This is a genomic window from Iamia sp. (assembly GCF_035575815.1).
Classification (GTDB): domain Bacteria; phylum Actinomycetota; class Acidimicrobiia; order Acidimicrobiales; family Iamiaceae; genus Iamia.
Genome location: NZ_DATLXO010000030.1, coordinates 1 through 14,626 on the forward strand (window position 1 = coordinate 1; position 14,626 = coordinate 14,626).

Genomic DNA, 14,626 nt, shown 5'->3' on the forward strand with positions numbered 1-14,626 from the left:
AAGACTTCGAACCCACCCTCACACCCCTCCAACACCAAGTCCTCGACCTCCTCGGCATCCCCGCCGACACCTACACCAACGCCCCCACCACGCCATGACAAGTGGGGGCGCATAACGCCCCCGAGAAGTGCGGAACGTCAGGCCCGGCGCGACTCAGGTACGCAATTTCTGGTCGACCGACCGACGATGGGCATCCGAGGGGCTCGCGACGATCGTGGGATGATGCCCGTGTGGGCGACTTCGGGGCGGGTGAGCGCCTCTGGATCGAGCGGGTGGGCAACCTCCGCAACGTGATCCGCCAGGAGGTGATCGCCCGACAGCTGGCGCCTCACGCCGGGCCGGGGGCGACCGTGCTGGACGTCGGGTGCGGTCAGGGGACGCAGGCGGTCCGTCTGGCGGCCCGGGGATGCCAGGTCACCGGCCTCGACCCGTCCGCCGAGCTGCTCGATCGGGCGTCCGCCGCGGCCGCGGCCGCCGGTGTCGAGGTGGAGCTGCTGCCGGGATCGCTGTCCCAGATCAACCACGTGCTCGTGGACCGGACCTTCGACCTGGTGTGCGCCCACGGCCTCCTCATGTACCTCGACGACCGGGCGAGCGCGATCGATGCGCTCGCAACGCGCGTGGCGCCGCACGGACGCCTGTCGATCACCTTCCGCAACGGGCACGCCCTGGCGATGCGGCCCGGTCTCCGTCGCGACTGGGCGGGTGCCCTGGCGTCGCTCGAGACCGACGCCTACGTGAACGAGATCGGCGTGGCCGCCCGCGCCGACCGCCTCGAAGACGTCGAAGTCGATTTGGGCGCCGCCGGCTTCGAGATGATCGAGTGGTTCGGTGTGCGCGTGTTCAACGACGCCGTGCCCGGTGAGATGGGCGTCCCCGCCGGTGACGAGATCGCCCTGCTGCTCGACGCCGAGGATCAGGCGGGCCGCCGGGACCCCTACCGGTGGCTGGGCTCGCAGCTCCACGTGATCGCCGGGCGGCACGCCGCGATGTCACGCAGGCGATCCGCATCAGCGGGGGTGGAGCCGGCGCTGCCCGGCCGGCCCGGCTAGACCGTCGCCACCGCCCCGGTGATGGCGACGACCATCCGTCGAGCGGCATCGATGTAGCGACGGATCTCGGGCTCGCCCAAGGCGCCGGAGAGGATCTCGCCGTACTCGGCCTTGTGCCGGCGGAGCCGCAGCCTGTCCGCCTCGTCGACCTCGGCCGACGTGATCACCTCATCGAGCTGGTGTCGGGCATACTCCAGGACCGTTCGGTGGTGACCTGGTCTGTTCTGGATCCGATAGCCGAGGGCGCCAGCGTGAGCGTCGATCGCCTTGCGGATCGCGTCGTGGCACGCAGCGAGAGCGAGGGTGGGGTCTTCCGTGGCCAGACGGTCAGCCGAATCGACGTGGCGCCTCGCCTGGGTGAGTAGATCGCCTGCCCGCCCGCGCTGGATCCCGACCCTGCTGACCTTCTGCTCGGCGAGCATCTCGGTGAGCCAGGCCGATCGGGGCGGTTGGTCGGGTTCGCCCTGGGGCGTGCTCATGGTCTCGCGGCCCTGGGCACGCGCAGCGCCACCAGCTCACGTTCCTTGACGGTCACGACGAACGGATCCTCTGCCGCGCTCCACCGCGGTGCGTCGACGACCGTGGGATCCACGAACAGCCCCGCCCGCTCCTCGACATCCCTCATGGCGGTGCGGAGGTCGTCGTAGTCGGCATCACCGATGACGAGCAGATCAATGTCGTGAGGGGGGGGTCCGGCTGTGCCGGCCCGACGCGCGGCCCACGAGCCGAAGATGAAGGCCTCGTCGACGCCGCCAACCTCCGCAAGGGCACCTTCGATCTGTGCGACCACACCCACGGTCTGGTCGAGGATGCGGGCCAGCTCATCGGCCCAGGGGAGGTCCCAGTTGGCGCTGACGATCCTCATGCGCCCCATGGCCTCGGTGGTGACGAGCCCCATGCGGGCCAGCCGTGCCACCTCCTTGCTCGCAGTCGGACCGGGGACGCCGGCGCGGCGGGCGAGCTGGCCAAGTGGTCGGCTGACGCCGCGGTGCTCGAACAGCACTGCGAGCAGGCGAGCTTGCGCCTCGGTGCGGACGAGTGGAAAAGGGTGCACTAACGGAATCTTATCGTTCCATTTCAGAAGGTGTCATGCGGCGATGTCGAATCACACGTGCCGCGGGGCCGGGGCTCGGGGCCCGTGGGGTGAACGGTCGAGGCCGGTAGGAACGACGACCCAAGGGCGGCGCGGACCTCTGCGGCCATGACGGTGCGTCCTGGACCGACCACGATGACCGCTGCGGCCTACATCCGGGGGCGGGGGTCGTCGGGGGTGAAGAGGCCGTGTTGGAGGATGTCGATGTTGGCCGCGCTCCGGGCGCTCACGACATCGGGGGCGAAGGCATCGGTGCGGAGGCGGGCCTCGAGCTGCCGGCTGAGCACGATCGGCCCCAGGACGATGAACAGCACGGTGTAGGCCCGCCACGTGCGGTCGGTCCCCGGGCGGACGAGGCCGGCCTCCTCCAGGTCGTCGAGCCCGGCGGTCACCAGATTGGTCAGGGCGTCGAAGAGCCGTTGGCTGGCGCCGGTGGCCTCGAACAGGCTGCGGCCGAGGTAGTCGCTTACCGCCCGGTCACCACCGATGATGCCGGCGACGGCCTGGTTGAGCCTCTCGCTGACCTCCGCCGGGGCGCCGTGGGTGTCGACGGCGGCCAGGGCGGCCTCGAACGCGGTGAGCACGGCGTCGTCCACGGCTTGGCGCAACCCGGCCTTGGTGGCGAAGTGGTGGACGACGACGTGTTCGACGAGGTCGCCCAGCCGGTAGTCGGGACACGGAGTCGGCCGGTCGAGCATCTCGTCCGAGACGCCGCCGATCAGAGCGGCCATGCGTCGGGCCGCCGGTTCCAGGTCCGGGTTGCTCATCAGGTCGCTCTCCTCGGGTGGTGATCGGTCACCGCAGGAAGACCGATCAGCAGGGCGGAACTCATCGCTCGGCGCCGGGCTCGGGGCTCGGACGGTGGGCCACGAAGATCTGGCGGGGCGTCCGATCCTCGGTGGTCTCCTCGGTGACCGCATGAGGGACGAAGCCGGCGTCGGACAGGATCCCGAGCCACTCCTCCGCGCCGAAGAGGCCGAGGCGATGGGTCTCGTGCACGGAGTGGACGGTGCCGTCGGGGTCGCGCAGGAGGAAGGCGTACTCGGTGAGGACCCACGAGTCGGTCGGGTCGGGGTCCCAGGTCCAGTCCATGAAGCGGACGGCGCGCCCGTCGGGACCGTCGTGGCCGCCATGGTCAGTGTCGTCGACGTAGGTCTCCCGGGTGGCGTCGGGAACGAAGACGGCGACGCCACCCGGCCGGCAGTGGACGAAGGCGGTGGCGACGGCGAGCCGCAGGTCGGCCTCGGTCACCATGTAGTCGACGGCGTCGTGCACCAGCACGGCTTCGAACGGGCGATCGAACCGGACGGTGCGCATGTCGCCCTGGTGGTGAGTGCACTCGGGGTTGAGCGCCCGGGACGCGGCGAGCATCTCGTCGGAGAGGTCGACCAAGGTCAGCTCCAGGTCGGCCTTGAGGTGCACCGCGTTGTGGCCGCCGCCGCTGCCGAGCTCGAGCACCTCGCGGACGGGGACGGCTGCGGTAGCGATCAGTGACGCCGTGTACGCGGCCTCTTCGGCGTACTCCTCGGGCGGGGAGATCAGCGGCCACCAGACAGCCAGGTCGTCGTAGAAGCGGTACGTCGCCGGTGCGTCCGTCATCGCCTCATCCTCGCCCACTCCTTCCGATCAGGCGAGGAAGATGCGATGGCGCTGGGCGGGGTCGGTGGCGGGGTGGTCCCGGCGGCTGTGGGCGCCCCGGCTCTCGGTGCGGGCGCCGGACGCGGACACCAGGGCCCGGGCCACCTCGGCCAGGTTGGCCATCTCGCAGGCCGCGGTGGACGGGACCGCCCCGGTGCCGGCCACTGCGGCCACCGCGGCGGCGGCCCCGTCGGCCACCAGACCGCCGGCCGCAAGGGTCTCCCGATCGCGCACGACGCCGGCCCCCGCACTCATCGCCCTCTGCAAGCCGTCGCGCAGCTTGTCCCAGCCCTCGGTGGGCAGCCCGGCAGCCGGCGGGATCGGCTCCGGCCGGGCCATCAGCCGCCCGCCGATGGTGCCGGGCCCGACGGGCGCGCCATCGAGGTCGGCGCCGAGCACGGAGCGCATCGCCCCGGTGGCCGTCGCGCCGACCTGGCCCCGCTCGATGGCCTCGACGGCCCGCGGCCCGAACACCATGCCTTCGAGCAGCGAGTTCGAGGCCAGGCGGTTGGCCCCGTGGACGCCGGTGCACGACGCCTCGCCCGCCGCCCATAGGCCCGGCAACGAGCTGGAGCCGTCGAGGTCGGTGACGATGCCGCCGCAGGTGTAGTGGGCGGCCGGCGCCACGGGCAACAGGTCACGGGTGGCGTCGAGGCCGACCTCGCGAAGGGCGGTGTGAATGGTCGGGAAGCGGGCGGCGAAGTCCTCGAGCTCGCGGGCGTCGAGGAACACGTGGTCGATCCCCTGGGCGACCATCACCTCGAGCTCGGCCCGGCTGACAACGTCGCGGGGTGAGAGCTCGTCGACGAAGCGCTCACCGCGCCCGTCGCGCAACGTGGCACCGTGGCCCCGAAGCGCCTCGGAGAGCAGCGGCCGGGGCATCGCCTCGTGGTGCAGGGCCGTGGGGTGGAACTGGACGAACTCGATGTCGGCCACCGCCACGCCGGCGCGCAACGCCATGGCGATACCGTCGCCGGTGGCCTCGAGGGGGTTGGTGGTGACGGCGAAGAGCTGCCCGGCGCCGCCCGTGGTGACGAGCACGTTGGCGGCACGGACGGTCACCGAGCGGCCGTCAGGGGCGACGGCGGTGACCCCCCGGCACCGGCCGCCCTCGGTGACCAGGTCGACGGCGAAGTGGTCCTCGTAGAGCGCGGCGGCGCTCCGCTGCACGGCGACGACGAGGGCCCGCTCGACCTCGGCCCCCGTGGCCGCCCCGCCGGCGTGGACGACGCGGGGCTGGCTGTGGCCGCCCTCGCGCGCCAGCTGCAGGGTGCCGTCGGGGTCACGGTCGAACGCGGCGCCCAGGGCGATGAGGTCGAAGACGCGGGACGGCCCCTCGTCGACGAGCACCCGCACGGCATCGGTGTCGCACAGTCCTGCGCCGCAGGCCAGGGTGTCGGCCAGGTGGAGATCGGTCGAGTCGGGATCGTCGTGGAGCACGGCGGCGACCCCGCCCTGGGCCCAGCGGGTGGTGGCCTGGGGAAGCTCACCCTTGGTCAGGACGCCGACGCGCATGTTGTGGACATCCGCCCCCCGCACCGCTGCGGACAGCCCGGCGACCCCGCTGCCCAACACGAGCAGGTCGAGCTCCGGGGCGGTGTCGCTCATGGGAGCAGTCTGGCGCCCGACGGCCCGCACCGTCGCTCCGGACCCCAGTCGAAGCTCGATCCCGAGACGAACCTCGAACTGGTACGCGATCTGGGGGCTCCCGCACCCGGGTGACGTACCAGTTCGCCGAATCGGAGGCGGCTTCTCACGACGCCCGTCAGCGGGCGGGGGCGGCGACCTCGACGTAGCGGCGGGGGGCCGGGGCGTCGAAGGCGGCGAGGGAGCGGGCCGTGTCCTCGTCGACGATGCCGTTGGCGCTGTCGACGTGCACGATGCGCGGGGCGTAGGCCGCCAGCTCGGCCTCGGAGTACTCCGCGTAGCTGATGACGATCACCTTGTCACCGGGGGCGACGAGGCGCGCCGCGGCCCCGTTGAGGCAAACGGCACCCGAGCCCCGCTCGCCCTCGATGACGTAGGTCTCGAGGCGGGCGCCGTTGTCGATGTCGACGACCGCCACCTGTTCGAACTCGATCAGGTCGGCGGCATCCATGAGGTCGCGATCGACGGTGACCGAACCGACGTAGTGGAGGTCGGCGTCGCTCACGGTGGCGCGGTGGATCTTCGACTTCATCATGCGACGGCGCACATTGGGCTCCTCTGGTGGTGGGCGCCGGCGGACCGGTCACCCCCCTGTCGGTGCAACTCCCTCCATCCTCCCCGGCGCGGCCCGCCTCCCACAACCTCGCCCCGTGCCCCGCCCCCTCGTACTGGTCGCGACATCCGTCCCTGGAGGGACGGGAACCGCGACCAGTTCGATGGTTGGGGTCGACCGCACGGCGGCCCATCAGGCGGGGACGGTGAGGCCGATGTTGTCGAGCAGGCGGGGGCGGCCGACGCGAGCGGCGACGAGCAGGCGGATCTCGCCGACGAGGGGGTCGAGCGGGGCGAGGGTGTCGGCGGAGACGGCGGCGACGTAGTCGAGGACGACGAGGGGCTCGGTCGCCACCGCCTCGGCCACCCGCGCCTCGACCCGCGCCGCGTCGCGCACCCCCGCGGCGACGAGGTCCGCACCGGCCTGCAGGGCGCGACGCAGGACCGGGGCCGCCGACCGCTCGTCGTCGGTGAGGTACACGTTGCGGCTCGAGCGGGCCAGCCCGTCGGGCTCGCGGCTCGTGGGGCAGGCCACCACCCGCACCGGCAGGGAGAGGTCGGCCGCCATGCGCCGGACCACGCAGACCTGCTGCCAGTCCTTCTCGCCGAAGTAGGCCGAGCACGGGCCGACGATGGCGAAGAGCTTGGCCACGACGGTGGCCACGCCGGCGAAGTGGCCGGGGCGCGTCGCGCCCTCGAAGCGGTCGGTGATCTCGGCCACGCGCACGCTCGTGACCACGGCACCGGGGTACATCTCGGCCGCACCGGGCACGAAGAGCAGATCGACGCCCGCCGCGGCGGCGAGGGCCGTATCGCGCTCGATGTCACGCGGGTAGGCGCCGAGGTCCTCCCCGGCGCCGAACTGCAGCGGGTTCACGAACACGCTCGCCACCACCCGGTCGCACTCGGCCCGGGCCGCGGCCATCAGCGAGGCGTGGCCCTCGTGGAGGTAGCCCATGGTGGGCACGAACCCCACGGCGCCGCCGCCAGCGCGGGCTTCTTCGGCGAAGGCCCGCACCTCGGCGATGGTCGTCACCGTCTGCACGTCGGCTCAGCCCTCCGGTCGGTCGTCGGCGGCATCGACCGCGGCGCCCCGCCCGGTGCCACCCCGCCCCGACAACCGGCGCGCCTCGGCCGCCAGCGCGTCGTAGGCCCGTCGCTCGGAGGGGGCGAGGGCGCTCCGGTGGCGCTCGAGGGTGGCGTCGTCGCCCCGGGCCGCGGGTCCGGTGAGAGCGGCGGCGGGCCCGAGGCGGGCGACGTTGTCGAGCGTGGTCGCGGCCAGGCCCAGGAACGCGTCGAGCGGCACCTCCACCGGGGCCGCGACCCGCTCGACCTGCCCGAGCAGGGCGACGAGGTGGTTGGAGGCGATGCATGCGGCGGCGTGGTAGGCGGCGCGGTGCTCGTCGGGCACCTCGACGGGCCGACCGCCGAGGGCGCCTACCACCTCCCGGGCCATGGGGTCACCGGCCACGGCCATCACCGCGCCGCGGAGCAGGGTGGCGCCGACGTCCGGATCCGGGAGGGGGACCAGCGGGTGCACCGACGCGCGGCGGGGATGGGGTGAGAGGACGTCGAGCCCGAGCGACCCGGAGATGTGGACCACGACGGTCGACGCCACCGGCTCGACCCGCGACGCGACGTCGCCCACGGTCGCGTCGGGCGTGGCGATGACCAGCAGGTCGACCCCCTCCGCCGCGACGCGGGGATCGTCGTCGCGCCCGAGGTAGCCCTCCAGGCGCCACCCCGCCGCGCCGAGGGCCGCGCCCAGCGAACGCCCGGCCCGGCCGCCCCCGATGATCCGCACCGAGGGTCGGCCGACGGTCGGTGGTCCGGCAGGCCGAGGTCCGGCGGGCACGGGCATCGGCCCCGCTCAGCCCGGCGTCGGGCGGGCGCCTCGCGTCGGGCCCAACCGCCCGAGCGCGGCGCGAGCCAAGCTCACGAGCGCGACCGACGCGGCGATGCACACCGTCACGTCGGCCCCCGCCCGGTAGCGGGTCAGCCCGAAGTTCACCGCCGCGGTGAAGGTCGCGGTGGCGACCAACGCCATCAAGGGGCTGATCGGCAAGCCCCGGCGCCACAGCACCACCACGCCGCCGGCGGCGAGGGGCAGGCCGAGGTAGTGGGCCCACCACACGAGCCGCGACGGGGTCTTGAGCCGGCCCTCGACGAGGTGGTCGTCGCGCACCATGGACTGCGTCTCGTACAGGCCCCACACGCGACCGACACGCGCCGCGACCACCACCGGCAGCCGCCCGACGTTCTCGCGCTGGAACTCGGTCGCCTCGGCCCGCAACCGGGTGTCGACATCGGACTCGTCAGCGTCGTCGATCTTCGCACGCGCGCTCGACCCGAGGAGGAGGGGGTATCCCGACTTCGAGCCGAGGCGCTCGCCGTAGTATGTATCGGGCTGGTTGGTCAGGAAGAGGCTCTGGCCGGTGGTGGTCGTCATGGTGACCGGGCGCTCGAACCGCGAGAGGTTGAGCAGCACCCACGGCGCCACCAGCGCAGCCGACACGGCCCCGACCATCACGACCATCGCCAGACGCCGCCACCGGCTGATCTCGACCATACCGATCGCCAGGGGGAACGCGATCAGAGGCCCGAGCAGTGCGCCCTCCGATCGCGTGAGGGCCGCCAGTCCGACCGCGACGCCGAGACCCACCGCGGAGAGCAGGCTCCGCCGCCGCCACATCTGGTAGCCGGCGACGAGCACCAGGGCGGCGAGCACCTGGTACAGCGACTCGGACATCAACACGACGTCGTTCACCCACAGCGCCGGGTAGAGCGCACCGAAACCGGCCGCCACCCAGCCGGCGTGGCGGCCTCCCACGCTGCGGGCCACCGAGGCCATGAGGGCCACGGTCAAGAGGCTGAGCACGGCGGTTGTCCGGCGGAGGCCCTCGGGGCTCTCGACGCCGGCTCGGTACCAGAGACCCAGGTAGGTCACGAACGCCGGAGGGTGGTGGGCCGATTCGCTCTCCACGTTGTGGAGCAGCACGTAGCCGTTGCCGGCGGCCAGGTACTCGGCGCCGAGGAGGTACTCCCCCGAGTCGGTCGACACGCTCAGACAGCCGTCGGCACTGGTCTGGAAGTCGGCGCAGGTGGGCACCGCCTGGATCACGGCCAGGCGCAGGCCCAGCCCCAGCAGCGCGATCACGGCGACCGGTACCCAGAAGCGCAGTGTCGCCGGCGTCACGCCCAGCGGGGAGGGGCTTCGGCGCTCCGGTGCGCGCCCGTCGGCGGTGGTCGGCGACGGGAGGTCCTGCGTGGCGGTCAAGGGGTCTCCAGGGCGACCTCGTCGAAGCGCGTCGAGCCACCGGCCTCGAGGCTCGCAGTCACCCCGGCGCGGCCGGTGTCAGGGGCGGGGTCGACGGGGATGCGGCCCCTCACCTGGCCGTCGATGAGGGCGAACGCAGTCGCGTCGTTGACGACCAGCTCGGCGCGGGCCCCGTCGTCGGTGTCGACCAGCCCGACGTCCTGGCTGACGACCTCCTCGCCGTCGACCACGATGCTGATCCGCCAGGTGCCGGCGGTCGGTACCGGGTAGAGGGCGAGGTGGTCGCCGGGGTCCTGGTAGCGGGCGACCAGCCCACCGTTGCCGTCGAGGCCGCGGAGCGTGGCCGCGATCCGCACCCGCTCGTGCTCGCCGGGCAGGAGGGCGAAGCCCCGGGGGTCGCCCGACGGCGGCTCGCGCAGGTAGGCGGTGCCCCCGACGATGCCCCAGGCGCCGATCGCCTCCCAAGGTCCGAGGTCCGGAGCATCGCCGAGCGAGTCGGCATCGGACCGGTCGAAGGAGTCGACGACCTGAGGGTCGGTGCTGGCGACGATGTTGGGCTGCCGGGCCCCGATCACCACGACGACCAGGGCGATGATGGCCACGACGAGCAGCAGGCACACCACGGTGAGGACCCCGGCGTACGGCGCCAGGGATCCGGTGATCGGCCCTCGGCCCCGGCGCCGTGGTCGGGCGGGAAGCGAGGAGCCGACCGCCGGATCGGGGTCGTCGGCCACCGTCGACCGCGGCTCCGCGAACGCTCGCTCGCTGCGGTCGGCGTCGTCGGTCACAGGTTCGAGCCTGCGCTCGCGCTCGGGATCCACCCCACGCCCACGATCGACCTCCTGATCGGGCTCGCGCTCGGGCGGGGGGGCGACGTCGCCGGTGCGAGGCGCCGTCTTCACCTGGCGGCGGATGGTCCGAGCGGGGCCCTCATCCTCCCGGTCGGAGTGTTCGGCACCGCGCTCGGTCTCCTCGTCCACAGCGCGCCGACTGTAACCGCCGGAGCACCCTCGCTCGGCTCCGCCCGCGGGGCTGGTGCTACGGTCCGCGTGCCATGCGAGCGGGGCGCCAGGGCCCACCGGGCCGGGCCGATCGAGGAAGCAGGGACTCGTGAAGCCAGTCGAGACGTCGGCCGCTGGTGGCGCAGGTTCGACCGCGATCGATCCCCCGCCGCCGGTCGGTGCGAGCACCATCTCCCCGCCGTCGACGGTGGGTCGCCGGCGGGTCGTCCGGACCCGGACGAGCCCCTCGACCGGACCCGAACGGACCCTCGCGTACGAGCCCGCCCTCGACGGGCTACGAGGCGCGGCGGTGGCCGCGGTCGTGCTGTTCCACGCCGGGTTCTCCTGGGCCAAGGGCGGCTACCTCGGGGTCTCGACGTTCTTCACCCTCTCGGGCTTCCTGATCACCAGTGTCCTGATGGCCGAGCACGACGGCAGCGGCAGCATCTCGCTCCGGCGCTTCTGGGTGCGGCGCGCCCGGCGACTGTGGCCGGCCTCGCTGCTGACGCTGCTCGGGGTCATGGTGCTGGCCCGCTTCGCCTTCGCCCCGGAGGAGGTCGTCGGCCTGCGGGGCGACCTCTTCGGCGCCGTGGCCCAGGTCGCGAACTGGCGCTTCATCGTCGACGGGCGCAGCTACGGCGACCTGTTCCAGGCGCCCTCGCTCGTCCAGCACTTCTGGTCCCTCGCCATCGAGGAGCAGATGTACCTGTTCCTGCCCCTGCTCGTCGTCGGGGCGACCAGGCTGCGAAACCCCCGCCGGGCGCTGCCCGGTCTCGTGGCCGGCCTGATCGTGGCCTCGATGCTGGTCTCGCTGGTGCTGCAGAGGGGCGACGGCGCAGACCGCGTCTACTACGGCACCGACACCCGGGCGGTCGAGCTGCTGGCCGGGGTCATGCTGGCCCTCTTGGCCCGCGACCGCCCGGGCCTCGGACGACCCCGGGGAGCAGCGGTCCAGGTGCTCGGGTGGGCGGCAGCCGGGTTGACCCTCGCCAGCTGGGCCCTCGTGCCCCAGGCCAGCGAGTGGCTGGGCCGGGGTGGGCTGTGGCTCTACGCTCTGCTCTCGGTCGCCCTCATCACCGGGGGGCGGGCGCCGGGGCCCCTGAAGCGCCTGCTGTGCTGGGCGCCCCTGCGGAGCCTGGGGCTCATCTCCTACGGCGTCTACCTGTTCCACTGGCCGATCTTCCAGTGGCTCTCCCCCGCCCGCCTCGACCTGCCGCTGTGGGCCGCCTTCGCCCTCGGCACCGCCGTCACCGTGGGGCTCGCATCGCTCAGCTACACCCTGCTCGAGCGCCCGGTCCGCAGCGGTGAGGCCCACTGGCTCGGCGCGCCGCCCGGACCTGCCTTCGCCGCCCTGGCCGCCTTCGTCGTCGTGCTGGTCGCCATCCCCACCCTCGCCCCTGCGGGACGCGACCTCATCCGCATCAACGAGGGCGCGCGCAGCCTCCAGGAGATCATCGACACGCCGGAGGTGCCGGTGAAGCCCGGGGCGCCCAGCGTGGCGTTCTTCGGCGACTCGACCGCGCTGACGACCGTCCTCGGCACCGCGACGTGGGCCCGGTCGACCGGTGACCTTCGGGTGAGGACCGGCGCCACCCGCCTCGGGTGCGGGCTCATCAGCGACGGCGAGCGAAGGTACGCCGGAGCGGCCGACGACATCAGCGAGACGTGCGCAGGCCTCGGTGCGGAGTACACCGAGGGCGCCCGAGGGCTCGACCTGGCGGTCTTGATGGCCGGCTCGTGGGAGACCGCGGCCTATCGGCTGCCCGGCAGCGACGAGTTCCTGACCATCGAGGACGAGGCCTTCCGGGACCGGCTCCGCGACGAGCTCGAGCGGGTCCACGAACGGCTGACGGGCGGCGGCGCCCGCATGGCCTTCGTGATCGTGCCCGACATCGAGGTCGGCGTCCGGGGGGGCCGGTCGTCGGCCACCCCGAAGCCCGAGTCCGACCCTGCACGCATCGAGCGCTACAACGACCTCGGGCGCGACCTGGCCGCCGCCCACGACGACGTCGAGCTCATCGACTATCGCGGCTACCTCCAAGCCCAGCCCGGCGGGCAGATGGATCGGGGCCTGCGGCCCGACGGGATCCACCTCACAACGGACACCGCCATCACCGTCGCCGAGGAGTTCCTGGGCCCGGCACTGATCGACCTGGCAGGGCGCTGACCCGCACCGGCCCGGTCGCGATCAGGCGCCGGGCTTGAAGGCGACGTCGTCGAAGACGGGGTTCCCATCGCCGGCGGCCATGCCGAGGCCGATGCGGGTGCGGCCCTCGGCCGGCGGGAGGTCGTCGTAGGTGCCGGCCACGACGCCCTCGTGGAGCAGCTCGACGGTGGAGCCGACGATGTGGATGCCGAGGGTCGGCATGCCGCCGCCGCTGTCGGCGAGCCCACTGTCGACGAGCACCTCGCTCACGCCGTCGACGACGTGCGACAACGCGATGGAGCCGAACTCCGGGGCGGTGCCCCACAGGTAGAAGTCGCCCTCGTCCTGCACCCGGAAGGCGAGCCCCGAAGTGTTGGTGGGGGAGACCAACAGCACCTGGGCTCGCACGTCAGCGTTGGCCGAGTCGAAGACCACGACGTTGCCGACCTCTTGCGACGGCCCGGTGAGCGAGACGCGACCCTCGGCCAGCTGCCACTCGCCCCCCAGCGCCTCCCAGGGACCGACGCCGGGGAAGTCGCCCAGCCCCGGGCCCTCGCGCTCGAAGTCGTCGCCGCGGAGCTCGTCGCCGGCGAGCGCAGGGTCGGAGCCGGGGCCCGCAGGGGCCACCCGCTGCGGCACGGCCGCCGTGGTGGGGGGCGCCTCGGCGGTCGGGTCATCGCCTTCCTCGGCGGCGGTCTCGTCGTCGTCGCCGCCCGAGAGGGCCAGGAACCCGGCGATGAGCAGCGCCACCACCACGACCGCGACGGCGACGACGACGGTGGGGTTGGCCGAACGGGCGAACCCACGCCCCTGCGCCGCGACCGGCTCGGGACCGTCGGCGAAGGCGTCGGTGCCACCGAGCGCACTCGGTCCCGTGGCTGACGGGGCCGGATCAGGCCTGACGGCGCCGGACGGGGCGGCTTCCCGGCCGCCCGCCGTGGCCCCGGCGACCATCGCCACGTCGGCCGGGTCCTGCGCGTCCTCAGCGGTGTCCGCCTCGTCGACGTCGTAGCCGAGAGCGTTGAGGTCGGCGACCAGCGTCGGCTCGTCGGTCTCGATCCCGAGCTCGCCCAGGATGTCGAGCAGCTCCTCGAAGTCCATGTCGGGCCGCCGCTCGAGCACCATCTCGATGGCGCGCCGACGCTCCTCGCCGTCACCATCGCCCGTCCTCATCCCCAACCCTCCTCGCCGGTCCCGGGTAGGACAACCTAGTGCGGGCGCCCGGGCCCCCCGTCCCGCGGCTGTCGCGGCGAGCACGCACGTCGAGGACCGCTCAGTCTCGGAAGATCGCGCCCACGTCGTCGAAGACGGGAGGTTGGTCGGTGCCGATGACCGCGAGGCCCACCCCGGGGGCCGACCGGGACTCGTCGTCGGAGGCGAAGGCCACGACCCGACCATCAACGAGCAGCACGAGCGCTGCGCCCGTCGTCCGGACGCCGAGGCGGACCCCCGGCGCGAGGTCGATCGGCTCGGAGTCGAGCAGGACGACCTGGCGGGCATCGGTGACCCGGATCAGGACGGCCCGGCCGCCGTCAGGGGCTATCACCCAGGCGAGGTAGTTGGCGTCGTCCTCGACCCGGAACGCCAACCCTGCGCCCGGGCTGGCCGAGGGCAGGGTCACCTGGGCCTCGACGTCGGGACCGGGGGCGGTGAAGTACGTGACGGCCTCATCCTCCCCCGGCGCGGCCACAACCACCTGACCGTCGACCACGCCCCAGTCGCCGCGGCCCGGCACCCACTCGCCGGCGGGGCCGGCGGGGGGCAGGGGCCCGTCGGTGTCGAACGGGAGGGCGACGTCGGCCTCGGCCAGGGCGATGCCCCCGGTCGCAGGAACGTCGGCGTCGGCGCCAGGGTCGGTCGACGGGGGCCCGCTCGACGGGGCCTCGTCCGCCGACGCCGGACCGACACTGGACACGCTGGTGCTGGGACCCGCACCGGCCTCCTCGTCGCCACCACCGTCGCGGACGGCCAACACCCCGGCGGCGACGGCGAGCAGGACGGCGGCCACCACGAACACGGGGACGAGTCGCGCGACGAGCGGACGCTCCGAACGCCCCTCCCCCGGCCCCTCTCCCGGCCCCTCCCCCGGCCCCTCTCCCGGCATCAGAGGATCCGTGCCGCCCGAGACCGGCCCCGCTGGTCCATCCTCCTCCTCCTCCTCCTCCTCCTCCTCCCCCCCCCCCCCCCCCCCCCCCCCCCCCCCCCCCCCCCCCCCCCCCC

The 14,626-nt window shown here is 73.5% G+C and carries 14 protein-coding genes; 2 read left to right on the forward strand and 12 right to left on the reverse strand.

Annotated features, from left to right (window positions below; genetic code table 11):
• Positions 1-230 precede the first annotated feature (230 nt).
• On the forward strand, positions 231-1,052 hold the full coding sequence (locus tag VNL12_RS02450; RefSeq protein WP_325591209.1) for a class I SAM-dependent methyltransferase: 822 nt from the start codon (positions 231-233) through the stop codon (positions 1,050-1,052).
• On the opposite strand, the gene VNL12_RS02455 is transcribed toward VNL12_RS02450, so the two are convergent.
• The 10 genes from VNL12_RS02455 to VNL12_RS02500 all read right to left on the reverse strand — a co-directional run bounded on the left by VNL12_RS02455 (position 1,049) and on the right by VNL12_RS02500 (position 10,239).
• Positions 1,049-1,531 carry a hypothetical protein gene (locus VNL12_RS02455; RefSeq protein WP_325591210.1) on the reverse strand — a complete coding sequence of 161 codons (483 nt, stop codon included), beginning with the start codon at positions 1,529-1,531 and terminating at the stop codon, positions 1,049-1,051. The genes VNL12_RS02450 and VNL12_RS02455 overlap by 4 nt on opposite strands.
• A complete protein-coding gene (locus VNL12_RS02460) occupies positions 1,528-2,106 on the reverse strand; it encodes a hypothetical protein (RefSeq protein ID WP_325591211.1) in 579 nt (192 codons plus the stop codon). The genes VNL12_RS02455 and VNL12_RS02460 overlap by 4 nt, the downstream gene beginning before the upstream one ends.
• Positions 2,107-2,294: 188 nt before the next feature.
• Positions 2,295-2,912, reverse strand: a complete 618-nt coding sequence (locus VNL12_RS02465; protein ID WP_325591213.1) for a maleylpyruvate isomerase N-terminal domain-containing protein — start codon at positions 2,910-2,912, stop codon at positions 2,295-2,297.
• A 61-nt stretch (positions 2,913-2,973) separates the two neighbouring features.
• The gene (locus VNL12_RS02470; protein WP_325591214.1) at positions 2,974-3,744 is read right to left on the reverse strand and encodes a class I SAM-dependent methyltransferase; all 771 of its coding nucleotides are present in this window, start codon (positions 3,742-3,744) and stop codon (positions 2,974-2,976) included.
• Between the two features lie 27 nt (positions 3,745-3,771).
• Positions 3,772-5,391 carry an L-aspartate oxidase gene (gene nadB, locus VNL12_RS02475; RefSeq protein WP_325591215.1) on the reverse strand — a complete coding sequence of 540 codons (1,620 nt, stop codon included), beginning with the start codon at positions 5,389-5,391 and terminating at the stop codon, positions 3,772-3,774.
• Positions 5,392-5,548: 157 nt separating this feature from the next.
• Positions 5,549-5,977, reverse strand: a complete 429-nt coding sequence (gene panD / locus VNL12_RS02480) for an aspartate 1-decarboxylase (RefSeq protein WP_325591216.1) — start codon at positions 5,975-5,977, stop codon at positions 5,549-5,551.
• 198 nt (positions 5,978-6,175) lie between these two features.
• Positions 6,176-7,027, reverse strand: a complete 852-nt coding sequence (gene panC, locus VNL12_RS02485; RefSeq protein WP_349257781.1) for a pantoate--beta-alanine ligase — start codon at positions 7,025-7,027, stop codon at positions 6,176-6,178.
• Positions 7,028-7,033: 6 nt separating this feature from the next.
• Positions 7,034-7,786: a DUF2520 domain-containing protein gene (locus VNL12_RS02490; protein ID WP_325591219.1), complete on the reverse strand. Its 753-nt coding sequence runs from the start codon at positions 7,784-7,786 to the stop codon at positions 7,034-7,036.
• A gap of 66 nt (positions 7,787-7,852) precedes the next feature.
• Positions 7,853-9,178, reverse strand: a complete 1,326-nt coding sequence (locus tag VNL12_RS02495; RefSeq protein WP_325591221.1) for an ArnT family glycosyltransferase — start codon at positions 9,176-9,178, stop codon at positions 7,853-7,855.
• Positions 9,179-9,255: 77 nt separating this feature from the next.
• Positions 9,256-10,239, reverse strand: a complete 984-nt coding sequence (locus VNL12_RS02500; protein WP_325591223.1) for a hypothetical protein — start codon at positions 10,237-10,239, stop codon at positions 9,256-9,258.
• Between the two features lie 229 nt (positions 10,240-10,468).
• Between VNL12_RS02500 and VNL12_RS02505 the strand changes: the two genes are divergently transcribed.
• A complete protein-coding gene (locus tag VNL12_RS02505; RefSeq protein WP_325591227.1) occupies positions 10,469-12,427 on the forward strand; it encodes an acyltransferase family protein in 1,959 nt (652 codons plus the stop codon).
• A 21-nt stretch (positions 12,428-12,448) separates the two neighbouring features.
• Here the strand turns inward: VNL12_RS02505 and VNL12_RS02510 are convergent, their stop codons facing one another.
• Entirely contained in the window at positions 12,449-13,579 is a 1,131-nt protein-coding gene (locus VNL12_RS02510; RefSeq protein ID WP_325591224.1) for a hypothetical protein, read from the reverse strand.
• 100 nt (positions 13,580-13,679) lie between these two features.
• A complete protein-coding gene (locus tag VNL12_RS02515; RefSeq protein WP_325591225.1) occupies positions 13,680-14,414 on the reverse strand; it encodes a hypothetical protein in 735 nt (244 codons plus the stop codon).
• Between the last annotated feature and the right edge of the window lie 212 nt (positions 14,415-14,626).